The organism is Cryobacterium zongtaii (genome assembly GCF_002909375.1).
Lineage (GTDB): Bacteria > Actinomycetota > Actinomycetes > Actinomycetales > Microbacteriaceae > Cryobacterium > Cryobacterium zongtaii.
In genome coordinates, this window is the sequence record NZ_PPXD01000020.1 from 127279 (window position 1) to 152523 (window position 25245).

Below are 25245 nucleotides of genomic sequence, written 5' to 3' on the forward strand. Positions count from 1 at the left end.
TCGCGCCGTTCACCGCCCCGGACTGTCAATCCCGGCCCCAAGCGACGGGCCTAGCCAGCACCGGGCAGCGGTGCTGTGGTTCGGACCGCCGTGACCACGTCGAGGATCGCCTGGGTCGTCGCGGCAGCATCGGCTTCGTCCGAGACCAGGGATGCGTGGGTGGCACCGTCGACGACGCGGTGTGAGCTGTTCGTCGACAAGGAGGCCATGGCCGCCTGTTTTGCGGGCCAGTCGGAAGCGCTACCGCTACCTGCTTCCAGAACGACCAGAGGCTTGTCGGCGAAGCTCACCAGGGTGCCGGCCTGCTCCATCGAGGAATTGGCCAGGAGATACTCCTCAACCGTGCTCCCCAGTTGGCCGCCTTTCGCAACGCTGGCGCGCGCCTGAGCCTGAGAATCCGGCGGGAGGGTGTCGTAATCGAACTGACCGTACAGGCGACCAACGCCAAGACGGGCCGACGCCGACACCAGCGCGGACACGCGACCCATCGGGTTGTACGAGTCCCCCGCAGCCGCGAAGGCTGCGCTCGGTTCCGTCGTCGAACTCGGGGCGGTGGAGTCGATCAACACCATTCCAGCCACCTCGTCGGGGTACAGGGCTGCGAAAGTTTGCGCATAGAGCCCCCCAAACGAATGGCCGGCCAGCACGTAGGGTCCGTCAGCCCCTCCTCGCTGCAGCAACGTGTGCAGGTCGGTCGCGATCTGGGTCGCGTCCTGCGGAGCACCCGCGGGTTCGCTCCACCCACGTCCGGCCCGGTCGTAGACGCAGACGCGCGTGTCCGCGGCCACGGCCGGCTCGATCCACCCGAGCACGGCGGACATTTCGCCTCCGCCCGGCTCCAGAACGACCGTCGGGCTTCCAGTGCCGGTGCAGCTCAGGTGCAGACGATGTCCGCCGACGTCGACCAGCTGACCCGCCATCGGGTGTGCGCGGGTGTCCACCGCCTCCATCACGGTTTCGTAGCCGCCGCCGATCGAGGCAACGGCCAGCAGGGCGATCACCGGGTACAGCAGCCAGCGTCCGCTCCGGCTCCGAAGCTGCGCGTGCACCCGAATGGCCATCCAGATTGCCGTCACCAGCACGACGGGCGGCCACACCCAGTTGAGCACCTCCTGCAGTGGGGAGCCGAAGACCACCAGAAGAAGACCGCCCAGGCCCAGGACTACTGCGGGGACCGCAGCCCACCGCTGCGGCTGATCGGTGAATCGGATGGTGAGCACGGCCAACACCGCCCAGCCCAGTCCGAAACCGAGGAGGACGGCCCCGGTGACTTCGCCTTCCCCTGGCCGGATGAACGGGGCGGCGGCCAGAAGCAGAGCGGCGACGAGTCCGAAGGCCAGCGACCCGAGGACGATCAAGCCCACATGGCGCCGCAGGCCGGGACCGGGTCGGTCCGTGTCCTGACTCGAGGGCGTGGTGGGGATGGTGGTCACGATGGACTCGATTCCATGCGCTGCTGGCGTGGTGCGAGTGCAGCCGCTCTGCACGCGTGGCACCTGCCGTTACCTGGAAGCTACCACCACAGCTGAGCCGCTGGGGTCGGGTTCAGGGTTCGTACCCGATCAGCCAGTGCGGTCCGTGACGGTCGACGACCTGACCGTCGGACGCGCCCCACGGCTTCGGGGCGAGGAGATCACCGATTCTGCCGCCGAGTACCGGGGAAACTCAGATAGAGCAGCGGCGCCGACTTGCGCAGATCCTATCTACGCCCCGCGAACAGGGCGTGCAGCAGCGGAATGACCGACCCGATCATCAGGACTGCGCCGAGAACCGCATCGTCACCGCGGAGCACCGCGCCGGCGATGAGCAGGGCACCGAACAGCACCGCCGACACCACTCGACCCGCGGTGCGCTCCAGCCGCGCGACCCGCCGCTCGAGGCCCGGGCTCGTCACCGCCACAGTGCCGTCCCCGAGGCGGGTGACGATCGCGTCCAACCGCTTCGGCAGTCCCCAGGCGATGCCGGCGTTCTCCAGCGCCTGCTTGCCGAGGTCCTGGGCCACGTTGCCGCGCTCGTCGCGCAACAGTTGCGACGCATACGGCTCGATGGAGTCCCAGAGGTTGAACGCGGGATCCAGCGAACTGCAGACCCCGGAGGTGAGCGACATCGCCCGGATGATGAGCAGGAAGTTCTCCGGCAGCTGGAACGGCAACGACCGCACCACATCGCCGAACTGCACGGCGAAGTCGCGGAACTCCCGCGGGTCCACCTCCCGCAGCTCGGCGAAGCCCATGCCGCCGAAGCGGGCGAAGAGCTGGGTCATCGCCCGCTCCAGCTCGGTCGTGTCGGAGGAGGGAAGCAGCACGCCCACATCGCGCGCCGCTTCCACGAGGCCCGTGCCGTCCCGCGAGGCGGCCGCGATGAGCATCTTCCGCAGTCCGCGGCGGGTGCTCGTGGGGACCTCACCCATCATGCCGAAGTCGATGAACGTCAGTCTCCAGCCGCGGCCGCTCGGATCGTCCGGCATCGGGGTGACGAAGATGTTGCCCGGGTGCGGGTCGGCGTGGAAGAACCCGTTGGTGAACAGCTGGTCGAACATCACGGCGGCGAAGACCGGAGCCACCTGCGCCGGGTCGATGCCCGCAGCGTCCAGCGCATCCGTGTCGGTGATCTTGATCGCCGTCACGTCTTCGAGAGTGAGCACGCGTCGGGTGGTGCGCTCCCAGACGATCTCGGGCACGCTCACCCGCTCGTCGTCGGCGAAGTCCTCCGCGAACCGCACGGCGCTGGTGGCCTCGTGCAGGTAGTCGATCTCCTCGAGGCAGGTCAGCGCGAATTCCTCGATCAGCGCCGGCGCATCCACCCGGTCGGAGACGAGGCGCACGTGGCTGAGCCAGCCGCTCACCCTGCGTAACGCCGCCAGGTCGACGTCGACGATGGCGTCGATGCCGGGCCGTTGAACCTTGATCACCACACCGTGCAGGCCGGTGTCGGCGGCATCGAGCGGGGCGAGCCGCGCAGGATGAGCCTGACCGAGGGATGCTGCCGCCACCGGCGTCTCGTCGACCCACGCGAACGCCCGTTCCAACGGCATGCCCAGCTCAGCCTCGGCGAGCGCCCGGATCGCCGGGAAGGCAACCGGCGGCACCTCGTCCTGCAGTCCCTCGAGTTCGGTCGTGATCTCGGGCGGCAACACGTCCAGCCGGGACGACAGGAACTGGCCGACCTTGATCATCAGCCCGCCCAGGTCCACGGCGAGCACGTGGAAGCGTTGCGCGAAGCGGCGCATCCGCTTGGCGCGGGTGCGCTCGGCGACCCGCGCGAGCCCGATGCGCGGCAGCAGCAGCTCGTAGAACCACGTGACGGCGAGGTTCCAGCCGGCGAATCGAAGGATGCGGCGGTACCGCGCACGGGTGTCCCCCGCGCCGGGGTTCACGCGCATTCGGACCCGGCGACCCGGCGTCACCCGCTAGTCCTGGGCGAGGATTGAGTAAATCCGGCGACGTGCCTCGTCGATGGCCGCAACAGCCTGCTGGATCTGCTCCGGGGTGCCGGTGCGACCGACCTGGGCGGCGGCCTGCGCGAGCTCGAATCCGGCCTTGGGCAGAGCGGTGAACTTGGCGTCCTCCGCCTCGGTCTCCGGCGCCCACGGCGCCTGGCCGGCAGAGGTGGTGGCCTCGGCGCGGCCCGCGTCGGTGAGCGAGTAGGTCTTGCGACCGTTCGACTCCTCGGCGCTGATGAGCCCCTCGTCGGCCAACAGCTGCAGCGTCGGGTACACCGAACCGGCGCTGGGCTTCCAGGAGCCGCCGCTGCGTTCCTCGATTTCGTGGATGATCTGGTAGCCGTGCATCGGCTGTTCGACGAGCAGAGCGAGAACCGCAGCACGCACGTCACCGCGGCCCATGCGGGTGCCCGCGCGCTTCTCGAATTTGGAGCGCAGCTGCTCCATCGCTTGCCACATGCCGTCGACGGGATTGCCGCCGCCGAACCCGCCAGTGGGGAATGAATTGCCCATGATGACCTCCTCAGTGAATCGCTAACGATACTCAACGATATAGTCAGGCGCGGGCAACCGATAGGGATCGGAGGGAGTCAGACTCGACTCTCAGCGAACTCTCGCATAAGCGCAGAATCTAGGATGGTCGGATGCAGTTCTCCCTGTGGGTGGCCCTTGTCGGCGCGGGCGCCTTGATCAGCTTCACGCCTGGCGCGGGGGCCATCAACACCATGAGCAACGCCCTGAATGCGGGCTTTCGCCGTTCGATCTGGGGCATCCTCGGCCAGCAAGCCGCGTTGCTCATCCACATCGTGATCGTGGCACTCGGTGTGGGTCTGCTCGTGGCCAGTTCGCCGCTCGCGTTCAACGTCATTCGTTACGCCGGTGCCGCCTACCTGGTTTACCTGGGCGTCCGGCAGTTTCTGGCGAAGCCGGAGCTCGATTCCGAACAGACCAGAGCTTTGAGCGATGAGCCGCGTTCGTCGATGTTCCGACGCGGGCTGTGGGTGAACATGCTCAACCCCAAGGCGATCGTGTTCTTCTTGGCGTTCCTGCCCCAGTTCATCCGGGTCGACCGGCCGTTGCCGGCCCAGTACCTGATCGTGGCCGCCACCGTCGTTGTGATCGACATTCTGGTGATGTGGTTCTTCTTCGCCGTTGCGGCACGCTCATTCCAGCGATTCACCCGCGACGCTCGGGGTCAGCTGGTGGTGAACCGGGTCTTCGGCGTGCTCTTCGTGGCCGTCGGCGTGCTGCTCGCGGTCATCCACTGAGGTCTCGGGCCGTCGGCGGTTGATGCCGGCCCGCCGTTAGGGTGAGCACATGCGATGGGGTCGAACATATTTCGCCGTGCAGGCGATTGCCGGTGCCGCGTGGTGGTTCGCCGTGTTCGCGTCTCCCCCGGTGCGCGACGTGACCCTCGGCGGCCTCAACCCGATCCTTGTCGCCGCCGTCGACATCCCCCTCTTCGTCGGAGCCTCGGCGCTGGCGGCGCTGGGCGTGCGGGGCGCCGCAGTGGTGAGCACTGCGTGGACCGGCATCGTCGCCATCACGCTGGCGGGGTATGCCACGGTCACCACCGAAGCCGGCTGGGGCGTGGTCATCATGGCGGCGGCCACCGCCGGGTCCGCGTTCGCGCTGTGCCTCGTGGCGCTCGGGCGCATCCCCACCGAGTGGATGATTCGGGGCCCGTTCGCCTTCCGGCCCGCCGCCGCGCGCTCTGCCGCGGCGTCCCACGTGGTCTCGACCTTCTCGCAGATAGCGGTCTTCTGGGGCCTGTTCCTCGTGGTGATCCCGCTCATCGCCGCGGTCCTCGAGCGCCGCTGGGCAATCGCCCTGCAGTTCCCGGCGTTCACCGTTCCCCTCGGCGTAGCCGTGTTGATGGCCGCTAGTGCTCTGGGCATCTGGTCGGCCATCGTGATGTCGACGCTGGGAGACGGCACACCGTTGCCCTCGGCGATGCCGAACAGCCTGGTCATCGCCGGACCGTACCGCTGGGTGCGCAACCCGATGGCGGTCTCCGGCATCGTGCAGGGTGTTGCGGTCGGCCTCATCCTCTCGTCGTGGCTGGTCCTTGTCTATGCGGTCGCCGGCTCGCTGCTCTGGAACTACGCCATCAGGCCGCACGAAGAGGCCGACCTCGAACAGCGCTTCGGCGCCGAATTCCGCCGGTATCGTGATGCGGTGCGGTGCTGGCTTCCCGGAGCGCCGGTGTCGCCGTCCCGCCCGTGAGTTAGGAAGGGCGGGCGGCGAGTACGCAGAATTCGTTACCCTCGGGGTCGGCGAGGACTACCCAGGAAGCACCATCCTGGCCGACGTCAGTACGGCTCGCACCCAGCGCGATCAGCCGCTCGACCTCGGTGGTCTGGTGGTCGGGCACAAAGTCCAGGTGCAGGCGGTTCTTCACGCTCTTCTCTTCGGGAACGGCGGCGAACAGCAGCGTCGGATGGGCTCCCTCCGCGGGTGCGATCTCCAACTCATCGTCGTTCTCGCCCACCACAACCCAGCCCAAGGCGTCTCGCCACCACAGCCCGAGCGCCTTCGGGTCGCGGCTGTCGATGACGACTTCTTCCCACATCAATGACATGCCCACAGAGTACCCGGGCGACTACTCGACCCACCAGCGCCCCGCTGCGCAGTAATGTGGACTCCATTGCCGTCGCCCTGCACCAGGACGACACCCCGATCCAAGGAGAACCAGATGTCGGTCGGCTTGCTCGCCGTAGTCGATGACATTCTTACCGCCGCCCTCAAGGCGAGCGCTAAGACCGCCGGCGTCGTCATCGACGACGCGGCCGTCACCCCGCAGTACGTTCAAGGGCTGACGCCGGCGCGCGAGCTGCACGTTGTCTGGCGGATCGCCCTGGGCAGCCTGTTCAACAAGTTCGTCATCATCATCCCCCTCGCGCTTCTGCTCTCCGCATTCGCGCCCTGGGTGTTGCCGTTCCTGTTGATCCTCGGCGGCACCTACCTGTGCTTCGAGGGTGCGGAGAAGGTCACCGAGTGGTTCGGCGTGCATCACGCCGTCGCCGAGACCGAATCGCGGGACGAGAAGAAGCTGGTCTTCGGCGCCATCCGTACCGACCTCATCCTCAGCACCGAGATCATGCTCATCGCCCTGGCCAGTCTCGACCCCGACTTCGGCATCTGGATGACGCTAGGCGCTCTGGTGGTCATCGGCCTTGGCATGACGCTGCTCGTCTACGGTGCTGTCGCACTGTTGGTGAAGATCGACGACATCGGGCTGTCCATGATGAAGAACTCCGCACGCCAGGTGCGCCGCACCGGCGCCCGCATCGTGGCAGCGATGCCCGCCGTGTTCAAGGTGATCAGCATTATCGGAACCGTCGCCATGCTGTGGGTGGGTGGTCACCTGGTGATCACCAACCTGGCCGAAACCTTCTGGCACGGCCCCTACGACGTGCTGCACGCCGTGACGCACGCTGTCGAAGCCGCTGGACCCGTCATCGTCTGGGTCACCGACACGGCGATGTCGGCCGTGTTCGGGGTCATTCTGGGCATGATCGTTGTCGGAATCGTTCTCGGCGTGTCGCGCCTGCTCAAGCGAAACCAGCCGGAGAGCGCCGCGCACTGAGGCGATCCGTTCAGGTCTCCAGCGCTGCCTTCAGCCGCTGCAGGTGGTCGCCGTCTTCCTTCTTCAACACGGCAGCGACCAGTGGGAGCATTAGCCTCTTCGCTCTGCTAGCCGTGAGATCACAGACCAGCTCCACGCGTGTGCCCGCCGCTTCGGGGTGGAACGCATACCGATACACGGTTTCGATTCCCTCGGTCAGGTTCTTCACGGCGTAGGCCTGACTCGGTTCATAGGCCACGACCTCGAGGTCGGCCTGTTCGTCCTTGCCCCTCATCACGCGGGTCTCACGCAGGAGCGTCCCGACGCGGATGGGCCCGTCGGTGAGCTTGACCATGCTCGTCACCGAGTGAACGACCTTGGGCGCGTTCTCCGGTGCGGTAACAAAGTCGAAGACGTCGCGCGGGGGCCGAGAAATCCATTCGCTCATCTTGAATCCGGCCATTTTTCTCCTCCGTCGGGTCGATCGTAGTGAGCTGGACGGATGGCCGCCAGGTCACGAGGGCTGACGTGTACGGGCAGGACCCGTGCCGGCCGCGGTCAGTGTGATTCGTCTAATTCGGCGTAGAGCCGCGTGGTGTGCAGGGCGAGATAGGAGATTTCGTCGGTGGTGATGACCCGGTTGATCGCCGTGCCGATCAGCTCGGCGATATCCACGGCGGCCTCGGCGGCTTCGGGATAGGCCTGCTGCACCGCACTGAGCACGTCCAGGCGGGATGTCTTCAGTTGTTTGTCGCTGGCGGCCCGGGCGAACACATAGCGAAGATGCGTCACGAAACGCGTGGCACTGCTCGCGTTCTCATCAATAGGTCGGCCCCAGCGCTGCGCCAGGCGCAGGAAGACCCGGCTGATGGTCTCGGTCATGGCGACGGTCTTCGAGAAGTCACCCTTCGTCCACTGCTGGTTGACGAAGTGCAGTGCGAACGCGACCCATTCGTCATCCTGCAGCCGCACCCCGAGCCGTTCGTTCACCAGGATCAGAACCTGCCGCCCCAAGGCTGCTTCGGCGGGATAGAGCTGGGCCACCTCCCACCGCAGCGGGAAGTCGATGAGGGTGCCTTCTCGCGCCCGGTGCACCGCGAAGGTGAGGTGGTCGAGTACCGGGATCATCAGCGACTGTCGCGGCTCCAGGCCCAACGCCGCATGGCCCAACTCGGTGATCGTTTGGGCCAAGGCGATGTGGTCGGAGGGTGCATCGCTCAGCAGTCCCGCCAGCTGAGGGGCCCGGTAGAGCCCCTCAGCCACGAAGCGTTGATCGGCCAAGGTGATATCAACGGTTTCTCCCGGGCGGCGTTGGAAACCGATTCCTTTACCCAGCAACACCACCTCGGTGCTGTCTGCTTCGATGGCGAGCACCACGTTGTTGTTGTAGACGCGTTTGATGCTGGCCTGCTTCGAGGAGATCAGGTCGGACTCCTCGGAGTGTCCGCTCCCTACGGTTACCGCCATGGACAGCGCCTTATTTCTGACGGACCGTGATCACGGATGCGCCGTTGGCCTGCAGATCCGGCGCACTCATGGAGAATTTGGCTCCATTGGTCAGCAGGACGGGGGTGACCATGGATGGCACCTTGGTCTTGATGTCGAGCAAGTCGCAACTGATGATGACGTCACCGCGGGAGACCGTCTCGCCGGCCTGCCGGTGACCGGTGAATCCCTTGCCCTTGAGGGTCACGGTGTCGATGCCGATGTGGACCAGGATCTCCGCCCCGTCGTGGGTGCGGACGGCGAACGCGTGCAGCGTTTTTGCGACCAGGACCAGTTCGCCGTCCACCGGGCTGCGGAAGAATCCGCTCGTTGGCATGACGGCAAATCCGTCGCCGACCGAGCGCTGTGCGAAGACGGGGTCCGGAACCTCGTCGAGTGAGACGATGCGCCCCGACACGGGGCTGTAGACGGACTCGCTCTTTTTCTTGAATGGGTTGAGCATGTGCGTGTTCCTTTAGTCGTCGAGGCCGAGGCTCTCATTAATTGCGCTCTTGTACAAAATGGCTTTGCCGCCGTAGACCGCCTGAACGCCGCCCCGGACTTCGAACACGTCCGTGGCTCCCAGCTTCCGCAGGGCGGGCTTGTCGACTTTGCTGGGGTCCTTCACCGAGACGCGCAACCGGGTGATGCAGGCGTCCACCTCTTCGAGGTTGGTCGCTCCACCGAGGGCTTGCAGGATCTGTGCGGCTTCTTTCTCAATCGTGCTTTCGCCGCGTCCGCCGACCGTGACCGGCACGAGGGCGGATTCGTCCTGGGTTTCGGGCTCGGCCACGCCGATGGTGTCTTCGAGGTGACCGGGAGTGCCGATCTTGAACCGCTTGATCGCGAAGCGGAAGGAGAAGTAGTACAGGGCGAACCAGACCGCGCCGATCGGTAGCACGAGCAGCCAGTTGGTCTGATCATTGCCTTGCAGGATGCCGAAGAGCGTGAAGTCGATCGCGCCTCCGGAGAAGGTGTTGCCGAGACGGATGTCCAGAATGTCGGCGAGGAAGAACGAGACACCGTCAAGGAAGGCGTGGAACACGTACAGCAGGGGTGCGACGAACAGGAACATGAACTCGATCGGTTCGGTGATACCCGTGATGAACGAGGTCAGCGCAACGGAGAGGAACAGGCCCGTGTACTTGGCGCGGCGGCCCTTGGGGATGCAGTGCCACATGGCGAGGCAGGCGGCGGGAAGGCCGAACATCATGGTGGCGAAGCGGCCGGAGAAGTAGCGGGTGCCTTCGGTGTACAGACCGACGTGGTTGGGGTCGGCCAGTTGTGCGAAGAAGATCTTCTGGGCGCCCTCGACCATTGTTCCGTTGACCAGCTCGGTTCCGCCCAGCGGGGTGTACCAGAACAGCGGGTAGATCATGTGGTGCAGGCCGACGGCGCCGCTCAGGCGCATCCCGAACCCGTAGAAGAACGTCCCCACCGGCCCGAGGCCGGCCATCCAGGTGCCGGCGGAGAGCATGCCCTGCTGGATGGGCGGCCAGGTGAGGAAGAAGAAGATACCCACGAAGATCGCGGCGAAGGCCGTCACGATCGGTACAAAACGGGATCCGCCGAAGAAGCCGAGAACCGCCGGCAGTTCGATGTTGCGGTAGCGGTTGTGCAAGAACACGGCCGTGGCGCCGATGACCAGTGCGCCGACGACGCCGGTGTCGACGGGTTCGGCGTCGGGCTTGAAGATGTCCAGCATCGCGGTGATGGTGGCCGTCATGACCAGGTAGCCGACTATTCCGGCCAGGGCAGCGGTGCCCTTGTCCCGCTTCGCCAGGCCGATGCAGAGACCGATCGACAGCAGCAGGGCCAGGTTGGTGAAGATAGTCGATCCGGCGGCGGACATGACGCCGAAGATTCCCTGCAGAATCGTGTTGTCCAACGCCGGGAAGGCCTGGACAGTGTTGGGATTGGACAGCGCGCCACCAATGCCGAGCAGGAGCCCGGCGGCTGGAAGGATCGCGATCGGCAGCATGAACGCTTTGCCGATCTTCTGGAACTGCTTGAACATGATGACTGCTCTCATTTCAGGCGCGGCAACAGAGGCGCGCAGGAAGGAAGGGGGTGACGGAGAAGTTGTTAGGCGAGGGCGTCGACGAACTCGGTGGCGATTTCCAGGGGCCTGGTGATCGCACCGCCGACCACGACGCAGAAGGCGCCGAGGTCGATCATCTGGCGTGCCTGCTCCGGGGTACGGATCCGGCCCTCGGCGATGATCGGCACCGCGGTCTGGGCGACCAGCTGTTCGACCAGGCCGAAGTTCGGCGCCGGTGCCGCCAGGGATTGCGGCGTGTAGCCGCTGAGGGTGGTGCCGACGAAGTCGACCCCGGCCTCAGCCGCGGCCAGGCCCTCAGCGAGGGTGGCGATGTCCGCCATCAGGGCCAGTCCCGCGTGTGCGGCCCGGATCTGCTCGACGAAGGCGGCGGGGCTCAGGCCGTCGACGCGCTCACGGTCGGTGAGATCCACAGCCACGATGTCCGCGCCCGCACCGACGAGGGCATCCACCTCGGCCATCGTCGCGGTGATGTATGGCTCGAACGGCGGGTACTGCTTCTTGATGAGCCCGATCACCGGAAGCTCGACGGCGGCCTTGATCTCACGGACATCGCGGGTGGAGTTGCTGCGAATCGCCACCGCACCTGCTTGGGCAGCCGCTGTGGCCAGAAGCGGCATCACGCCGCCATCGGCGACGAACAGCGGCTCGCCCGGCAGCGCCTGGCAGGACACGATAAGACCGCCACGCAGGCGGTTCAGAAGAAGGGGGCTGGTCATGGACGTACCTCGGTCACTGAAAGACGGGATAGTCATGCACAGAGCAGTGCATAACTTTCGTCTCAGGTTTTGCCGTAAGTTACAATCCCGATGACTCTGGCGAAATGATCGCGCTCGTATAACGTACATGTTTTTCGCCGGTTCGTCGAGAATTCCCCATCAGTTTGCGATCTCGTAGCGCAAAAGGACCACGCCGTTCTCGAACGACGCCGCCTCGACCAGCTTCAGCTCGCGCTGATCCTCGAAGATGCGCGTTTCCTTGCTACGTGACGCCGGGCACACCCGCATCTGCACTTCATCGACGACACCGGCCACCAGCAGGGAGTGCATGAACCGCAGACTCCCCCGACACGAAGCTGAGCCCACCTTCTTCCTCCGCGGCGAGATTGTCGACAGTCCCCCACTGCTGGACTACGAGCTTTCGCATGGCGAGACTGTAGCCCGATGGCGCACCGCATCACCACGACTTCGTGGCCGGCGAGGTGTCGGCGGCTTTCTAGCCGGGTGTGCCGTCGTGCGCTCGGTGCTGGGCGAGCTGCTGGAGTTGCCAGTTGTGCACGTCGGGCAACCACTCCAACGGGGCCGCCGGACCGACCCGCGGGTCGTCGGGAACACCGCCGTCACGCAAGGCCTGCACGTACGCGCGATCCTGGGTGATGCGCGTTCGAAGCTGAACAGCCCCGCCGATCGAGCCGTGACCGGGGATGACGACAGCCATGTCGTCCGCCACCCCCTCGAACAGCCGCAGCGCTGCGAGGTAGTCTTCGATCGGATTCGTGGCCTGCAGGTCGAGGAACGGCATCAGGATGTCCGAGAGCATGTCGCCGGCAATAAGAACACCGCGCTCCTCGATCACGAGCGCCGCATGGCCCGACGCATGCGCCTGATGCTCGATGATGCGAATTCGGGGGCCGTCCCAGGGAATCTGCGCGGCTTGGGCGGGCAGACCGGTGATGAAGCCGAGTAGATCCATCGGGATCTCGTCGGCGTACTCCGGCGGCAGCCCCTCGGCGATCTGGTCCTTCCAATCCGCGTTCGACAGCACACCCCGGATGGCGGCCGCGCAGCGGGCTGTGCCATACCGGGGCACCACACCGAAGCTCGGGTGCCAGAGCACGTGGTCCCAATCCGGATGCGTCGAGAAGCCGGCCACCACGGGCTGACCCAACGCGCGAAGGTCGTTCGCAAGGTCTGTCATTTCGTTCGCCGTGATGCCGGGGTCGATGAGCAAAACGCCGGCCCGGCCGTGCACAACAACGGAATTGCTCTGGATGAACTCGCTCACGTGAACCAGCACACCCTCCGCGACCTCCGTCAGCATGGGAGTCCTTCCGCTTGAGTTTGCGATCAATTGTCGAAACGGTACTACTGGCGGAAGTGGAGCACCACGGGCGAAGCGGGTGAGCCGTGACATGTCCACGGGGCCTCCCTACAATGGGGTTCAACAGTCTCTATTCGGCTGAGACTGTCGATTCGAGCGGCGGCCGTTCGAACTCGCGACGCGACTCTGAGCGCACCGGGGAGGACGATCGCATGGGCAGCACGGACGACGCACCAACCGCATCCCAGGCTCACACCGAACCACCACCGGGTGGCGCGCGCACGTTCGCGCAGGTGCTGGTGAACACGGCGGTCGCGAACGTCACGACGAGTTTCCTCTGGTTCGCCCTCACCTTCTGGGTCTATCTGGAGACACGGTCGGTGCTCGCCACCGGAATCATCGGCGGAGCGTACATGCTGCTCGTCGCCGTGTTCTCCATGGCGTTCGGCACGATCGTGGACCGGCATCGCAAGCACCTGGTGATGGTGTTCGCGGGCCTGGTCACCCTCATTGCGTTCGGCATCGGCGGCGGGCTGTATCTCGTGTTCCCGGAGTCCACGCTGCTCGACATCAACGGGCCGATGTTCTGGCTGTTCAGCGGAATCATCCTCTTCGGTGCGGTCATCGAGAACATGCGAAACATCGCACTGTCGACGGTCGTCACGCTGCTGATCCCGACCGAGCGGCACGCGAACGCGAACGGGATGGTGGGCACGGTGCAGGGGCTCGCCTTCATGGTCACCAGCGTCTTCAGCGGGCTCGCGATCGGGTTGTTGGGCATGGGCTGGACGCTCCTCATCGCGATCATTCTGTCGGCGGCGGCCCTCCTGCACCTGCTGTTCCTCCGCATCCCGGAAGACCAACCGAAGCAGGATGGCGAGCGGCGTCCGCTGATCGACCTACGCGGCAGCATCACGGCGGTGCGGGCGGCGACGGGACTCTTCGCGCTCATCATCTTCTCGACGTTCAACAACTTCATCGGCGGCGTCTACATGGCGCTCATGGACCCATACGGACTCGAGCTCTTCCCCGTCGAGGTGTGGGGAATCGTGCTCGGCGTCTCGTCGACCGGGTTCATCATCGGTGGGCTGCTGATCGCGAAGTTCGGGCTCGGGCGTAACCCGGTCCGCACGATGCTGCTGATCGTGATCCTCATGGGCGTGCTCGGGGCGCTGTTCACGATCCGCGACTGGTGGTGGCTGTACGCCGCGGGCATCTGGCTCTACATGACGCTCATCCCCGCCGTCGAGGCGTCCGAGCAGACGGTCATCCAGAAGGTGGTGCCGTTCCACGTGCAGGGGCGGGTGTTCGGGTTCGCTACGGCGTTCGAGTCGGCGTCGGCCCCGATCACCGCATTCCTCATCGCGCCGATCGCCGAGTTCATCATCATCCCGTTCATGAACTCGGATGCCGGGCGCTCCAGCTTCGGTGCGCTGCTGGGCGACGGCCAGGCCCGGGGTATCGCGCTGGTATTCCTCATCGCTGGGATCGTGATGGTGCTCGCGGCCATCGGGGCGTTCTTCACGAGGTCGTACCGCCGCATTTCGGCGCAGTACCTCGACCAGTCCGAGTCGGTATCGGCCGAGGGCGCTCAGGATCCGACGGCGGAGGCGCAGCTGCGGCACTGATCCACACCAAGTCCCGAGTCGGGGGCACCTAGCCGGAATCCGCTGCCCCCGGCTATCGTGGCGTCCAGCGTCTGGCGCAGCACAAGACGTGACCCCAAACAGATGAAGTCGCTTTCGCGACGTTACGGATTGGAAGTCAAATGCCAGAAAGCAGCAAGCCGACCATTGTCCTTGTTCACGGTGCCTGGGCGGATGCGTCCAGCTGGAATGCCGTGAGCGCACCCCTTCAAGCCGAGGGGTTCACGGTGCTGGCCCCGCCCAATGAGCTGCGGGGACTGACATCGGATGCGGCATACATCGCGTCCTTCCTCGCCCAGCGCACCAGCGGGCCGGTGGTGCTCGTCGGGCACTCGTACGGCGGCGCGGTGATCACCAACGCCGCCGCCCAGGGCGGCGACGTGCGGGCGCTCGTCTTCGTCGACGCCTTCATTCCGGACGAGGGTGAGACCGTTGTCCAAATCCTCGAAGGCTCGGGCTCCGCGCTGGCGGTCGCCGACCCGACGACGGTGTTCGATGTCGCGGGCTATCCGGGTGCCCCTGAAGGCGCCGCCGAGGCGTTTCTCAAGCCCGAAACCGTGCACAACGCCTTTGCTCAAGACCTGCCCGAAGCAGATCGGTGGACGATTGTGGCCACCCAACGGCCGGCCTCGTTCGTCGCGAACGTGACCCCGTCGGGACCTGCGGCGTGGAAGACGATCCCCAGCTGGGCGGTCCTGGGCACCGACGACAGGGTGATTCCGATCGCCACGCAACGCCGGATGGCGGAGCGTGCCAACTCGACGATCACCGAGGTCGACGCCTCCCACGTCTCGATGGTTTCGCATCCCGAGGCCACTCTCGCCGCGATCCACGCGGCGGTGGAAAACAGCGTCGCCCCGGCCGGAGTCGAAGCCGGCCGGGCACGCTAGCCGGCTAGGCCAGCGTCGGCTGCAACATCCCCTCGAGGCGCCGGTAGCTGGTCTCCATGCCGTCGGTCATGCCGGTCGCCAGAACCGCGTCACGCTGCTCAGCGTTGGCGTAGGTGATGACGAGTGCGAGCAGAGTTCCGCCCTCCACTTCCGTGAGGGTCAGCTCGTTGAGCGTTGCCGGGAAGTCCATCCCGATCATCGCTTCGGTCGTGACCGCGCGGTGCGGCGCCTCCGACTCGAGCAGCTCGCCGGTGAAGCCGAATCGCTCGTCGCCACCATCCCGCTGCCACTCGTAGCGGTAGCTGTCGCCGACGGTGGTCGCGATCTCGCACACGGGCATCGACCAACCGTCCGGACCGAGCAGCCATTGCTGCATGAGGGCGGCATCGTTGTGGGCCCGCCACACCTGGTCGACGGTGCCGCGGATGACCCGAGCCACCCGCACCTGGGTGTCGCTGAGTATCTGCGCCTGCGCCCCGCGCTCGGCGGCGAAGGATGCCAGGTCGGCCAGCACCTGGTCGATCTGGGCCATGGCCTCGCGGGTGCCCTCGAGCATGCCCATTTCGATGAGCTGCTGCATCTGCTCGAGCGAGTCGAAGCGCGACGTCGTCGTTAGGCGGCTGCCGCTGCTGGTCTCCTCGAACGCGAAGTCCATCCGGGTGGTCGGGAGGTCGGGGTTCGGCACTCCTGCCGCATCCGAGAACCTGTCGAGCACCTCGAACGTGTGCGGAGCGTCGGCCGAGGTCCACTCCCAGCAGCCGTAGTGCACGTCGCCTTCTGGCCCGGTCATGGCATAGACGCTGCGTCCGCCGGCCACGGCGTCGTGCCGGAGGAACGTGGCCGGATAGGTCGGTGGACCCCAGAACCGCTCGATCTGGCGCGGGTCGGTGTAGGCATCCCAGAGCCGGCGGAGTGGGGCCGTGAAGTCGGCGACGATTGTGATGGTGAGCTGGTCGAGGTCTTTCTCGACAGTGGTGACGGGCATGATGTTCCCTTCGGTTAGGTGTCGGGTGGAGCCGGGTCGTCTTCAGCGAGCAGGATGTCGAGGCGGTCGATGCGCGACCGCCAGAGGTCTTCGAAGCGGTCGAGCAGGCGCTGCGCCTCGCGGATGCGGTCGGGGTTTCCCCGCACCATCCGCTCACGACCATGTGGTTCTTTGGTCACGAGCCTGGCCTCCTCCAACACTGCAACGTGCTTCTGAACTGCCGCGAACGACATTTCGTAGGAATCCGCCAACTGCGATACAGAGACATCGGCAACCAGCGTGCGCCGCACGATATCCCGCCGCGTCGCGTCCGCGAGGGCGCGGAACAGGCGGTTTACGTCCTGATCGGAATACTCTAATACAACCATTTGATTGTATGATATGCGCCGAAAACGGATCCCGCAACCACTCGGGCCTGCTGAGCCGGATCGGACGGTCCGCTGCGATTTCGGCCGCAAGGTCCACGACCTGTGCGAGGATTTCCTACCGGACCTGAGAACGCTGCGGTCAGCGTCGGACGCTGTATTGGTGCTCGGGGCGACCCGTCGACCCGTAGCGGAGGGTCACTTCGACTTCACCGCGGGTTGCCAGGGCCGCGAGATGCCTCTGCGCCGTGGCGCGAGACAGACCGGCGCGACCCGCGATCACGCTGGAGGACGATTCGCCGTCCTGGAGCATTTCAATAATCAGCTTCTCGGTGGTGGAACGCGAGGTGGAGGCCACTCCCCCGTCCCGGCCATGCAGCACCCGCTGAGCCCGTTCGATGGCGTCCTGGTCAAGTTGGCGGTCTTCTGCCACCAGGTTGCGAAACCGGCGATAGGCATCCAGCCGCTCGTTCAGCCTGGCGGGCTCGAACGGTTTGATGAGGTAGTCCAACGCCCCCGCACGGAACGCACGGCGGACGGTGGCGCCATCGGACGCCGCACTGATCATGACCGCGTCGACGTCGATCTCGGCGACGAAGGCGATGCCGTCGCCGTCGGGGAGGTAAACGTCGCAGAGGACGAGGTCGGGCCGAAAATCGCGCATCGCCGCGCGAGCGGCGCGCACTCCCCGCACTGGTTCAAGAGCGGCATAGCCGGGACGCGCCGCGACGATGTCGCGATGAAGGCCACCGACATGGAAGTCGTCGTCGACGACGAGCACGTGAATCGTATCGGGCATCAGTCTTCTCCTTGTCGGGGGCGGGTCGGTGCCCGCATGACCCCGGGCAGTCGGGCGCAGAACACGGCACCGCTTCCGTCGCGACCGCCGGCGTCGGCAAGCCATACCTCTCCGCCGAGACGCGCGGCAATGTCGCGGACCAACGGCAGACCGATGCCCCGCCCATGCACCGCGTCCGGGTCGAGGTCGGTTCGCGGAACGTCGCTGAACACGCGAGCCCCGTTCGCCACCCCCTGCCCGGAATCGGACACCGTCATGACGAGAGTGTCGGCGTCGTCGAGCAACTCCACGTCTACCCAGCGCGGCTGCTGACCGTACACAGCCGCGCTCACCGCATTGTCCACGAGGTTGGCGAGCACGGTGGCCACATCCTCGGGCAGAGAGACGACTCCCCGCACCAGCGAGTCCGCCCCCACGGTCAGGTGCACGCCCCGTTCACCGGCTTGCGCGGCCTTCGCTTCCAGAAGCGACACCAGGAAGGGCTCGGTCAGGTGCTCACCGGTGGACGGACCGCCGGCGGTGCGGGACGCCTCCAACACGTCGTCGAGGTAGTCCCGTGCGTCGGGCACGCGGCCCGCATCCATCAGACCGGCCGTCACGTGCAGCCGGTTCGCGAACTCGTGGCGCTGCACCCGAAGAGCATCCGTCATCGACGCCACGGTTTCGAGGCGATCCGTGAGGGTCACGACGTCGGTCCGGTCGCGGATCACCGCGATCAGGCCCAGGTCCCGATTCGCGTGCGACACCGGGTGCGTGTCGATGTAGACCACATGGTCGGCGAGCACGACCGGTTCGGCCGCATCCGGTCCCCGTCCACCCGTCGCCGACAGCCTCCGCTCCCCGGCCAGGGCAGCGATTACCGGCCCGGGCAGGGCGAGGTCGTGGATGCGGCGTCCGACCAGGTCGGGGATGCCCAGCAATCGCGCGGCCGTTGTGTTGGCGACGGTCACGACGTCGTCCGGGCCCCACGCGAGCACCCCGTCCCCGACGCCGTCGAGCACCGCAGCCTGGTTCTGGACCAGCGCGGACATCTCTTCGGGCTGAAGGCCGAGGGTGAGGTGCTCGAGGCGGCGGCGGAGGACGAACGACACAACAGCGCCCAGTGCCAGGGCAACGACGGCGGCCAGCGCGACGCCCCCAAGCAGGAGGGGAAGCTCTTTGAAGACACTGCTCGGGGCGAACCCGACGCTCACCTCACCGGTCGGTTCATCGGTGTCGGGGTCGCGAACCGGCACTTTGGCGCGAGCGGACTCGCCGAGGGTGCCGGCTTCCCAGGACACCGTCTCGCGTCCGGCCAGAGCTTCGGCGAAGCTTGTGCTGACCTCCGCTCCGAGCAGCTGCGGATCGGGGTGTGCGAGTCGGATTCCGTGATCATCGGTGATCACGATGAACAGCGCGCCGGTATTGGCCTCCGCCGCTGCCGCCAGAACGGAGAGCGGTCCGCCGCGGAGGCTCGCGTTCGTCGGCGTTCCGGTGTCGGCAGACGCGCGGGCGACATCGGCGCGCACATCGGAGTCGGCGGCGACCGTGCGTGCGATCGACAGCGCGGAGGTCTCGGCCTCGGCCCGGAGCTGTTGCACGCCGATGGAGACGAAGACACCGGTGCAGATCGCGACGATGACGGTCACGCAGGCGAGCTGCCACAGCAGCATCTGCGTCGAGAACCGCACCTTCGCCTCCTTGCGGCGCATCGAGCACAATGCGCAGAACTAACGATATGCGCAATACGTGCAGCAAAGCGACTTACGGCGCGTGGCGCCGGTGGCCTACCTAAGCTTCACACTCATCGTCATACGCTTCGGCAATGACCGCCGAGTGGGATTCGCCCGACTCGGCCGCACAATTCAGACAAAGGAGTCGATGTGCTCGTCATCCTCGGATTCACCATGATCCTCACCTTCATGGTGCTCATCATGACCAGGCGGCTCACGCCGATGGTCGCCCTCATTCTCGTCCCCACGATTTTCGGTCTCTTTGCCGGCGCCGGTCTGGGTCTCGGCGACATGATCATCGAGTCGATCGGGGATCTCGCTCCGACGGCGGCGCTGCTCATGTTCGCGATCATGTTCTTCGGCATCATGATCGATGTCGGGCTGTTCGATCCCCTCATTCGGTTCATCACCCGCTTCCTCGGCAATGACCCGGCCAAGGTCGTTCTGGGCACGGCGATCCTGGCCGGCGCAGTGTCGCTCGACGGCGACGGTTCGACGACCTTCATCATCACCACCTCGGCGATGCTGCCGATCTACCTGCGGATGGGCATGAGCCCGGTCGTGCTCACCTGTGTTGCCGGCCTGATGAACGGCACTCTAAACATCGTGCCGTGGGGTGGCCCCACCGTGCGGGCCGCGTCGGCTCTCGGCGTGTCACCGACCGACATCTTCGTGCCGATGCTGCCCTCCCTCGCGACGGGGCTCATCATCGCGCTGGCGTTCGCCTGGTTCCTGGGGCTAGCCGAGCGCAAGCGCATCGGCTCGCTCGAGTACTCCCCCGCAGCGCAGGTGGATGCCGCACCGACGGCGTCACCGACCTTTTTGCGCGGTCTCTTCGGCGGCAACCGCTTCGTGCGCGGCACAGACGTGCGGCCCGGAGCGGCCGCAACACTCGATACCACGGGCATCCTGACGGTGCGACCGGGCCAGCGGATGCCGGCCGGCCGGGCGACCCTGGCCAAGCAGCTGACGATGGAGGACGAGCGCGACACGGCGATGGCTGACACCATGCTGAGCGCGGACCGCTCGACGCTGCGGCCCAAGCTGATCTGGGTGAACTTCGCGTTGACCGTCGCCGTCATGGTGCTGCTCGTGCTCGATGTCATGCCGCTGGCCTACATCTTCATGGTCGGCACCGGCGTGGCCCTGATGATCAACTTTCCCAAGCTCCGCAGCCAGGCCGACGAGATCGTCGCGCACGCCCCCAGCATCGTCGGCGTCGTCTCGATGGTGCTCGCCGCCGGCGTCCTGGTCGGTGTGCTGAACGGCACCGGAATGGTGACGGCCATGGCCGACTGGGTCGTGCAGGTCGTGCCGGCCTCGATGGGTGAGTACTTGGCGGTCATCACCGGAGTGCTCTCCATTCCGATGACCTTCTTCATGTCCAATGACGCGTTCTACTTCGGCATCCTCCCCGTGCTCGCCGAGAGCGCGGCGACCTACGGCATCGACCCCGTGGAGATGGCCCGCGCCTCGATCATCGGTCAGCCTGTTCACCTGCAGAGCCCGCTGGTGCCGGCCATCCTGCTGCTCGTCTCGCTCGCCAACGTCAACCTCGGCGACCACCACAAGAAGGTGCTCTGGCGAGCGTGCGTGGTGTCGCTGGTGATGCTGCTCGTCGGCGTGCTCGTCGGCGCAGTTCCGTTCGGCTAGGGGCCCCTCCCTGCGGCGGGCGGGCGTCGCGACAGGTCCATCGCGTTGGAGCCGAACAGGTACGCGGCGCTGGCGGGCGAGGTGCAAGCCCCAGTGCTACTCGGCGGACTGGCCGTCGCGCCGCGCCTCGGCCAATGCGAGATCGACGACGTGTACTGCGATTCCGGTCGCGGCGATCAGGGCAAGGGCTTCAGGGTCGGCACTTGTGTCAGTGACAAGATCGTTGATCTCGCTGAGATCGGCCATCTTCGCGAAGGTCACCACCCCCACCTTGGAACCGTCGGCAACAACTATCACGCGTTGAGCCTTGGCCACCATTGCGTGGTTTGTTCGCGCTTCGGTCTCGTCGTGTGTCGTTACCCCGCCGGCCGCACTGATGCCGTCGGTACCGAGTACAGCGGTCGCGACATTAATGGCATTGAAGGTGTATTCCGAGAGAGAGCCCACCGCCTCAAATGAACTCTGCCGAACGACCCCGCCCGTGATGATCACCTTGAGACGGGGGCGCGCGGCGCACTCCATGGCGATGGTGAGCGAATTGGTCACAATCGTCAGCTCGGTGCGGTTCCGCAGCGCGCGAGCGACCTCTGCAGTCGTTGTTCCACCACTAAGAGCGAGAGCATGCGGCCCGGTCGGAATCATCTCGACAGCCCGACGGGCAATGAGCTGCTTGGCCTCCCGGTACTGATTGTTTCGAAGCCTGACCGGGATTTCATTGCGAGCGTCCAGCGCCCGAGCTCCACCATGGGTGCGCACCAACAACCCTTGCTCATCTAATTCGGCGAGATCACGGCGCAGTGTTGCAGCGGATGTTCCCACCTCCGCGACGAGGCCCGCAAGCGTCATGTCTTTCTGCTCGTGCAGAAGCGACAGCACAACCCGCATGCGTTCGGAACGTTTGCTGGAGACGGCCCGGGGAACGGACTGGTATGAGCTGTGTTGAGACATGGCCGCCTTCGATTCGCGTCAATATGCGCAGTCTTTATGTTCACTTTAGCAGTATTTTGAGCAAAAACTGCGCGATTCGCGCAACAAAGCGCACTATGAGTCATGACAACGGTGAAGTCAACGAGCACGGAGGGTGTCATCCCGACACAGTCCGATCCGCTCCGCGGTGACGCCTGGAGGATTCCATGACGCTCGCCACGACCCGCGATCTCGTCGACCATGCTGTAGCCGGTGACCGCGCCGTCCTCGCCTTCAACGTCATCACGCTCGAGCATGCCGAGGCCATCGCTACCGGCATCCAACACGCCGGGAGCAGCGCGATACTGCAGGTGAGTGAGAACGCGATCTGGTTCCATGGCGGCAAGCTCTCCCCCATCATTGCGGCCTGCGCCAAGGTCGCCGCCGAGGCCTCTGTACCCATTTCGATTCATCTCGACCATTTCCAAGACCTTGCTCTGACCGAGCGCGCAATCGACATGGCTGCCGACCTTGGAGTGAGTTCGATCATGGTCGATGCCGCCCACCTCCCCTACCGCCAGAATGTGCAGCAGACCCGCGACCTGACCTGTCGTGCCCAGACTCGCGGCCTCTGGGTCGAAGCTGAACTCGGAGCAATCGGCGGAAAAGACGGGGCTCACTCGCCATTGGTTCGCACGAACCCGTCCGAGGCCCACGAGTTCGTTGCACAGACCGGCGTCGACGGGCTTGCCGTGGCTGTGGGCAGCTCACATGCGATGACCTCGCAGGATGCACGGATCGATCTGGCGCTCATAGCTGCTCTCGCCCTGAGCGTGCCGGCGCCCCTTGTCCTCCACGGATCTTCAGGGGTTGCAGATGAGACTCTCGTCGCCGCAATCGGCGCCGGGATACGAAAGATCAATGTGGGCACGGCATTGAACGTCGCCTTCACCCGCGAAGTGCGGCGCTTTCTAGACAAGAACCTCGAGGTCACCGATCCACGCATGTACATCCGCGAGGGATCTGACTCGATGGCCCGCACCGTCACCCACCTCTGCAGGCTCGTCGACGCTGCATGCGTCCCCGCCCGCTGAGCGCCACCTCTCGATCTATCAACCAACACGCCAACCGAATCAGCCCACCGACACCCACTAAGCGGGCGCCGGCGGATGAATGCAAAGGAGCACCATGCAAAACCACCTGTGGAACACCGTGCAGAGGCACAAAGCCGGTGAGCCAGTCGGCATCTATTCGGTTTGCTCCGCACACCCGACTGTTCTCGAAGCCGCAATCCGCCAGGCCGACGTCGACGGCACCTATGTACTCATCGAAGCGACATCCAACCAGGTCGACCAATTCGGCGGGTACACCGGCATGCGCCCGTCCGACTTCCGTGAACTGGTCTACTCGATTGCCGACGAGACCGGCTTTGCCAGAGACCGCGTCGTGCTCGGTGGAGATCACTTGGGCCCCAACCGTTGGCAAAAGCTGTCCGCCGAGGAGGCCATGATCAACGCCGAGACGTTGGTCGCCACATACGTCGAGGCCGGCTACACGAAGATCCATCTCGATTGCAGCATGTCCTGTGCCGGCGACCCTGTTCCCCTCGGCGACGATCTCGTCGCCGACCGAACGGCGCGGCTGCTCCGCGTGGCCGAGGACGCAATCGCGCGGGCCGGGCTCGCCACCGATGTGCTGTACGTCATCGGCACCGAAGTTCCCGTTCCCGGAGGTGCACACCTTGGGCGAGTTGACTGCGACCCCACCGGAGGCGGCCAAAATGACCCTTGACCGGCACCGCGCCGCGTTCGCAGAAGTGGGGCTGACGGATATCTGGCCCCGCATCGTCGCACTCGTTGTGCAACCGGCGGTCGAGTTCGACCACCTTCAGGTCATCGACTACCGTCGAGACGGCACCGCCCGACTGCGTACCGTGTTGAACGACGAACCCGGCCTGATCTTCGAAGCTCACTCAACCGACTACCAGGACCAAGACCGGCTCGCTGAGCTCGTCGAAGACCACTGGGCAATTCTCAAGGTCGGCCCTGGACTGACCTTCGCCATGCGCGAGGCACTTTTCGCTCTCGCCAAGATCGAGGACGAACTCCTCCCGGCGACCGAACGCTCGAACCTCATCGACGTCATCGACCGCCAGATGCTCGCCCATCCGGAGTATTGGCAGAGTTACTACGAGGGAACCGCCTCTGACCAACAAATCGCCCGCCGGTTCAGCTACAGCGACAGGATGCGCTACTACTGGCCCGATGCGTCGATCGAAGCGGCAACGAACGCTCTGTACCGAAACCTGTCGAAGCAGGACATCCCGCTGCCGCTGATCAGTCAGTTTTTGCCGGACCAGTACGCACGGGTCCGGGCGGGCAGCCTCGCCTCGGAACCGCGCGCCCTCGTCGTCGACAAGATCCGGGACGCGCTGCGCCCGTACGCGTACGCCTGCTTCCCCGAGGTCCGAGAACACACCACCACCACCACATCCACCACATCCAACGGAGCCCTCCTTGTCTAACCACACCACCGCCATCGGCCGAACGGGCCTTCCCGGGTCGTCGGCCACATTCCGCGAGATCGCCCAGCAACCGGATGTCTGGCGCGAAGCCTCCGAGAACGTCACCGCCCAGCGCGGAGACCTTGACGCCTTCCTGGCCCCGCTACTCGGCCGCTCCGATCTACGGATCGTGCTGACCGGCGCGGGATCATCCGCTTTCGTCGGCGACATCGCGGCCCCGGCCCTGGCCCGCCTGCTTAGCCGCCGAATTGAGGCGGTCGCCACGACGGATATCGTCTCCAATCCCAGGGAGTGTTTCGCCGAAGACGTTCCTACCCTCCTCGTCTCATTCGCTCGCTCGGGCAACAGCCCCGAGAGCAGCGCGGCCACGGTCCTAGCCGACCAAGTCCTCACGGATGTGAGTCACCTCGTCATCACCTGCGACGAAGCCGGTGACCTGTCTAGCCACCACAAGGGACGCGCTAAGTCAAAGGTCGTGCTCACGCCGCGACGCTCGAACGACGAGGGCTTCGCGATGACCTCGAGTTTCACCTCAATGCTGCTGACAAGCCTTCTCATCCTGGGCGGTTCAAATGACTCCGCCGTCGCCGCGCTCGCTGCCGCCGCAACCCGCATCATCGAGCACCGGCAGGAAGAGATCACCGCCCTGGCGGCATCCGGCTTCGAACGTGTCGTGTACATCGGCAGCGGCCCGCTGACCGGTCTGGCCCGCGAATCAGCGCTCAAGCTGCTCGAGTTGACGGCAGGACAAGTCGTCACCTACTACGACTCCGCCCTCGGCTTCCGGCACGGCCCGAAGGCCGTCCTGGACGACAGCACGCTTGCCCTGGTCTATGTGTCATCCGACCCGTACACCCGTCAGTACGACTGGGATATCGTCGCCGAACTGCGCAGCACCCTGAGCCCCGAGCGTGTCATCACCATCTCCTCGGAGCCGCTCCCCACCGCCGGTGGCCGCACTTGGCTGCTCGGGGATTTAGCGGGCGTCGACGACGCTTTCCTCGCCGTGGGCTACATTGTCATCGCCCAACTCCTCGGCCTCGCCTTCTCGCTCGAACTGGGCGCTACACCCGACAACCCCTTCCCGCGCGGAGACGTCAACCGAGTCGTCCAGGGTGTCCACATCCACCCGCTGCAGGCCTCGACCAGCACAGCCTCGAAAGAGAGCTGA

General features: G+C 65.6%; 24 protein-coding genes and 2 pseudogenes. 9 read left to right on the forward strand and 17 right to left on the reverse strand.

Annotation, left to right across the window (positions count from 1 at the left end):
* Positions 1 to 50 precede the first annotated feature (50 nt).
* The 4 genes and pseudogenes from C3B61_RS12935 to C3B61_RS12950 all read right to left on the reverse strand — a co-directional run bounded on the left by C3B61_RS12935 (position 51) and on the right by C3B61_RS12950 (position 3955).
* Complete coding sequence (locus C3B61_RS12935) at positions 51 to 1433, reverse strand: alpha/beta fold hydrolase (protein ID WP_208858816.1); 1383 nt, start codon at positions 1431 to 1433, stop codon at positions 51 to 53.
* Between the two features lie 112 nt (positions 1434 to 1545).
* A pseudogene (locus tag C3B61_RS20065) lies at positions 1546 to 1650 on the reverse strand (VOC family protein); the annotation flags it as partial.
* A 49-nt stretch (positions 1651 to 1699) separates the two neighbouring features.
* Positions 1700 to 3382 carry an ABC1 kinase family protein gene (locus C3B61_RS12945; protein WP_103461069.1) on the reverse strand — a complete coding sequence of 561 codons (1683 nt, stop codon included), beginning with the start codon at positions 3380 to 3382 and terminating at the stop codon, positions 1700 to 1702.
* 27 nt (positions 3383 to 3409) lie between these two features.
* Positions 3410 to 3955, reverse strand: coding sequence for a PadR family transcriptional regulator (locus C3B61_RS12950; protein WP_088455833.1), 546 nt, complete (start codon positions 3953 to 3955; stop codon positions 3410 to 3412).
* Between the two features lie 131 nt (positions 3956 to 4086).
* Between C3B61_RS12950 and C3B61_RS12955 the strand changes: the two genes are divergently transcribed.
* Together C3B61_RS12955 and C3B61_RS12960 are read left to right on the forward strand one after the other, a co-directional pair.
* Complete coding sequence (locus tag C3B61_RS12955; protein WP_088455832.1) at positions 4087 to 4710, forward strand: LysE family transporter; 624 nt, start codon at positions 4087 to 4089, stop codon at positions 4708 to 4710.
* Positions 4711 to 4759: 49 nt separating this feature from the next.
* Positions 4760 to 5668, forward strand: coding sequence for a methyltransferase family protein (locus tag C3B61_RS12960; protein WP_103461070.1), 909 nt, complete (start codon positions 4760 to 4762; stop codon positions 5666 to 5668).
* A 1-nt stretch (position 5669) separates the two neighbouring features.
* Here the strand turns inward: C3B61_RS12960 and C3B61_RS12965 are convergent, their stop codons facing one another.
* Positions 5670 to 6023: a VOC family protein gene (locus C3B61_RS12965; protein WP_103461071.1), complete on the reverse strand. Its 354-nt coding sequence runs from the start codon at positions 6021 to 6023 to the stop codon at positions 5670 to 5672.
* 114 nt (positions 6024 to 6137) lie between these two features.
* Here C3B61_RS12965 and C3B61_RS12970 point away from each other — a divergent pair, with 114 nt between their 5' ends.
* Positions 6138 to 7031 (forward strand): DUF808 domain-containing protein, encoded by an 894-nt coding sequence (locus C3B61_RS12970; protein ID WP_088455829.1) that lies wholly within the window; start codon positions 6138 to 6140, stop codon positions 7029 to 7031.
* A 10-nt stretch (positions 7032 to 7041) separates the two neighbouring features.
* On the opposite strand, the gene C3B61_RS12975 is transcribed toward C3B61_RS12970, so the two are convergent.
* The 7 genes from C3B61_RS12975 to C3B61_RS13005 all read right to left on the reverse strand — a co-directional run bounded on the left by C3B61_RS12975 (position 7042) and on the right by C3B61_RS13005 (position 12594).
* Positions 7042 to 7473 carry an SRPBCC family protein gene (locus C3B61_RS12975; protein WP_103461072.1) on the reverse strand — a complete coding sequence of 144 codons (432 nt, stop codon included), beginning with the start codon at positions 7471 to 7473 and terminating at the stop codon, positions 7042 to 7044.
* Between the two features lie 95 nt (positions 7474 to 7568).
* The gene (locus C3B61_RS12980) at positions 7569 to 8477 is read right to left on the reverse strand and encodes a PRD domain-containing protein (protein ID WP_103461073.1); all 909 of its coding nucleotides are present in this window, start codon (positions 8475 to 8477) and stop codon (positions 7569 to 7571) included.
* Between the two features lie 10 nt (positions 8478 to 8487).
* Positions 8488 to 8958 (reverse strand): PTS sugar transporter subunit IIA, encoded by a 471-nt coding sequence (locus C3B61_RS12985; protein WP_103461074.1) that lies wholly within the window; start codon positions 8956 to 8958, stop codon positions 8488 to 8490.
* Between the two features lie 12 nt (positions 8959 to 8970).
* Positions 8971 to 10512, reverse strand: coding sequence for a PTS transporter subunit EIIC (locus C3B61_RS12990; RefSeq protein WP_103461075.1), 1542 nt, complete (start codon positions 10510 to 10512; stop codon positions 8971 to 8973).
* A gap of 68 nt (positions 10513 to 10580) precedes the next feature.
* The gene (locus C3B61_RS12995) at positions 10581 to 11273 is read right to left on the reverse strand and encodes an N-acetylmannosamine-6-phosphate 2-epimerase (protein ID WP_103461076.1); all 693 of its coding nucleotides are present in this window, start codon (positions 11271 to 11273) and stop codon (positions 10581 to 10583) included.
* Between the two features lie 159 nt (positions 11274 to 11432).
* Positions 11433 to 11603 carry a hypothetical protein gene (locus C3B61_RS20070; protein ID WP_244285931.1) on the reverse strand — a complete coding sequence of 57 codons (171 nt, stop codon included), beginning with the start codon at positions 11601 to 11603 and terminating at the stop codon, positions 11433 to 11435.
* 166 nt (positions 11604 to 11769) lie between these two features.
* A complete protein-coding gene (locus C3B61_RS13005; RefSeq protein WP_103461077.1) occupies positions 11770 to 12594 on the reverse strand; it encodes an MBL fold metallo-hydrolase in 825 nt (274 codons plus the stop codon).
* 212 nt (positions 12595 to 12806) lie between these two features.
* Here C3B61_RS13005 and C3B61_RS13010 point away from each other — a divergent pair, with 212 nt between their 5' ends.
* Both C3B61_RS13010 and C3B61_RS13015 read left to right on the forward strand, forming a co-directional pair.
* Positions 12807 to 14222 carry an MFS transporter gene (locus tag C3B61_RS13010; RefSeq protein WP_103461078.1) on the forward strand — a complete coding sequence of 472 codons (1416 nt, stop codon included), beginning with the start codon at positions 12807 to 12809 and terminating at the stop codon, positions 14220 to 14222.
* Between the two features lie 140 nt (positions 14223 to 14362).
* Complete coding sequence (locus C3B61_RS13015; RefSeq protein WP_103461079.1) at positions 14363 to 15130, forward strand: alpha/beta fold hydrolase; 768 nt, start codon at positions 14363 to 14365, stop codon at positions 15128 to 15130.
* Between the two features lie 4 nt (positions 15131 to 15134).
* Here the strand turns inward: C3B61_RS13015 and C3B61_RS13020 are convergent, their stop codons facing one another.
* The 4 genes from C3B61_RS13020 to C3B61_RS13035 form a co-directional block, all read right to left on the reverse strand.
* The gene (locus C3B61_RS13020; protein WP_103461080.1) at positions 15135 to 16115 is read right to left on the reverse strand and encodes an SRPBCC family protein; all 981 of its coding nucleotides are present in this window, start codon (positions 16113 to 16115) and stop codon (positions 15135 to 15137) included.
* Positions 16116 to 16129: 14 nt separating this feature from the next.
* Entirely contained in the window at positions 16130 to 16483 is a 354-nt protein-coding gene (locus C3B61_RS13025) for an ArsR/SmtB family transcription factor (RefSeq protein ID WP_103461081.1), read from the reverse strand.
* Positions 16484 to 16622: 139 nt separating this feature from the next.
* Positions 16623 to 17279 carry a response regulator gene (locus C3B61_RS13030; protein ID WP_103461082.1) on the reverse strand — a complete coding sequence of 219 codons (657 nt, stop codon included), beginning with the start codon at positions 17277 to 17279 and terminating at the stop codon, positions 16623 to 16625.
* Positions 17279 to 18949 (reverse strand): sensor histidine kinase, encoded by a 1671-nt coding sequence (locus tag C3B61_RS13035; protein ID WP_341866774.1) that lies wholly within the window; start codon positions 18947 to 18949, stop codon positions 17279 to 17281. Before C3B61_RS13035 ends, C3B61_RS13030 begins: the two co-directional genes overlap by 1 nt.
* A 216-nt stretch (positions 18950 to 19165) precedes the next feature.
* Here C3B61_RS13035 and C3B61_RS13040 point away from each other — a divergent pair, with 216 nt between their 5' ends.
* Entirely contained in the window at positions 19166 to 20644 is a 1479-nt protein-coding gene (locus tag C3B61_RS13040) for a CitMHS family transporter (RefSeq protein ID WP_103461149.1), read from the forward strand.
* Between the two features lie 96 nt (positions 20645 to 20740).
* Here C3B61_RS13040 and C3B61_RS13045 read toward each other — a convergent pair whose 3' ends face one another.
* A complete protein-coding gene (locus tag C3B61_RS13045; RefSeq protein ID WP_244285932.1) occupies positions 20741 to 21529 on the reverse strand; it encodes a DeoR/GlpR family DNA-binding transcription regulator in 789 nt (262 codons plus the stop codon).
* A 248-nt stretch (positions 21530 to 21777) separates the two neighbouring features.
* Between C3B61_RS13045 and C3B61_RS13050 the strand changes: the two genes are divergently transcribed.
* From C3B61_RS13050 to C3B61_RS13060, 3 genes and pseudogenes are all read left to right on the forward strand, one after another.
* Positions 21778 to 22644, forward strand: a complete 867-nt coding sequence (locus C3B61_RS13050) for a class II fructose-bisphosphate aldolase (RefSeq protein ID WP_103461084.1) — start codon at positions 21778 to 21780, stop codon at positions 22642 to 22644.
* Between the two features lie 94 nt (positions 22645 to 22738).
* A pseudogene (locus C3B61_RS13055) lies at positions 22739 to 24074 on the forward strand (D-tagatose-bisphosphate aldolase, class II, non-catalytic subunit).
* A complete protein-coding gene (locus tag C3B61_RS13060) occupies positions 24067 to 25245 on the forward strand; it encodes an SIS domain-containing protein (RefSeq protein WP_165791168.1) in 1179 nt (392 codons plus the stop codon). The pseudogene C3B61_RS13055 and the gene C3B61_RS13060 overlap by 8 nt, the downstream one beginning before the upstream one ends.

Excerpts from the sequence above, each read along its gene's own strand:
- C3B61_RS12945 (WP_103461069.1), bottom strand. The coding sequence starts at position 3,382 with ATGCGCGTGAACCCCGGCGCGGGGGACACCCGTGCGCGGTACCGCCGC.
- C3B61_RS12950 (WP_088455833.1), bottom strand. The coding sequence starts at position 3,955 with ATGGGCAATTCATTCCCCACTGGCGGGTTCGGCGGCGGCAATCCCGTC.
- C3B61_RS12955 (WP_088455832.1), top strand. The coding sequence starts at position 4,087 with ATGCAGTTCTCCCTGTGGGTGGCCCTTGTCGGCGCGGGCGCCTTGATC.
- C3B61_RS12960 (WP_103461070.1), top strand. The coding sequence starts at position 4,760 with ATGCGATGGGGTCGAACATATTTCGCCGTGCAGGCGATTGCCGGTGCC.
- C3B61_RS12965 (WP_103461071.1), bottom strand. The coding sequence starts at position 6,023 with ATGTCATTGATGTGGGAAGAAGTCGTCATCGACAGCCGCGACCCGAAG.
- C3B61_RS12970 (WP_088455829.1), top strand. The coding sequence starts at position 6,138 with ATGTCGGTCGGCTTGCTCGCCGTAGTCGATGACATTCTTACCGCCGCC.
- C3B61_RS12975 (WP_103461072.1), bottom strand. The coding sequence starts at position 7,473 with ATGGCCGGATTCAAGATGAGCGAATGGATTTCTCGGCCCCCGCGCGAC.
- C3B61_RS12980 (WP_103461073.1), bottom strand. The coding sequence starts at position 8,477 with ATGGCGGTAACCGTAGGGAGCGGACACTCCGAGGAGTCCGACCTGATC.
- C3B61_RS12985 (WP_103461074.1), bottom strand. The coding sequence starts at position 8,958 with ATGCTCAACCCATTCAAGAAAAAGAGCGAGTCCGTCTACAGCCCCGTG.
- C3B61_RS12990 (WP_103461075.1), bottom strand. The coding sequence starts at position 10,512 with ATGTTCAAGCAGTTCCAGAAGATCGGCAAAGCGTTCATGCTGCCGATC.
- C3B61_RS12995 (WP_103461076.1), bottom strand. The coding sequence starts at position 11,273 with ATGACCAGCCCCCTTCTTCTGAACCGCCTGCGTGGCGGTCTTATCGTG.
- C3B61_RS20070 (WP_244285931.1), bottom strand. The coding sequence starts at position 11,603 with ATGCACTCCCTGCTGGTGGCCGGTGTCGTCGATGAAGTGCAGATGCGG.
- C3B61_RS13005 (WP_103461077.1), bottom strand. The coding sequence starts at position 12,594 with ATGCTGACGGAGGTCGCGGAGGGTGTGCTGGTTCACGTGAGCGAGTTC.
- C3B61_RS13010 (WP_103461078.1), top strand. The coding sequence starts at position 12,807 with ATGGGCAGCACGGACGACGCACCAACCGCATCCCAGGCTCACACCGAA.
- C3B61_RS13015 (WP_103461079.1), top strand. The coding sequence starts at position 14,363 with ATGCCAGAAAGCAGCAAGCCGACCATTGTCCTTGTTCACGGTGCCTGG.
- C3B61_RS13020 (WP_103461080.1), bottom strand. The coding sequence starts at position 16,115 with ATGCCCGTCACCACTGTCGAGAAAGACCTCGACCAGCTCACCATCACA.
- C3B61_RS13025 (WP_103461081.1), bottom strand. The coding sequence starts at position 16,483 with ATGGTTGTATTAGAGTATTCCGATCAGGACGTAAACCGCCTGTTCCGC.
- C3B61_RS13030 (WP_103461082.1), bottom strand. The coding sequence starts at position 17,279 with ATGCCCGATACGATTCACGTGCTCGTCGTCGACGACGACTTCCATGTC.
- C3B61_RS13040 (WP_103461149.1), top strand. The coding sequence starts at position 19,166 with ATGATCCTCACCTTCATGGTGCTCATCATGACCAGGCGGCTCACGCCG.
- C3B61_RS13045 (WP_244285932.1), bottom strand. The coding sequence starts at position 21,529 with ATGCGGGTTGTGCTGTCGCTTCTGCACGAGCAGAAAGACATGACGCTT.
- C3B61_RS13050 (WP_103461084.1), top strand. The coding sequence starts at position 21,778 with ATGACGCTCGCCACGACCCGCGATCTCGTCGACCATGCTGTAGCCGGT.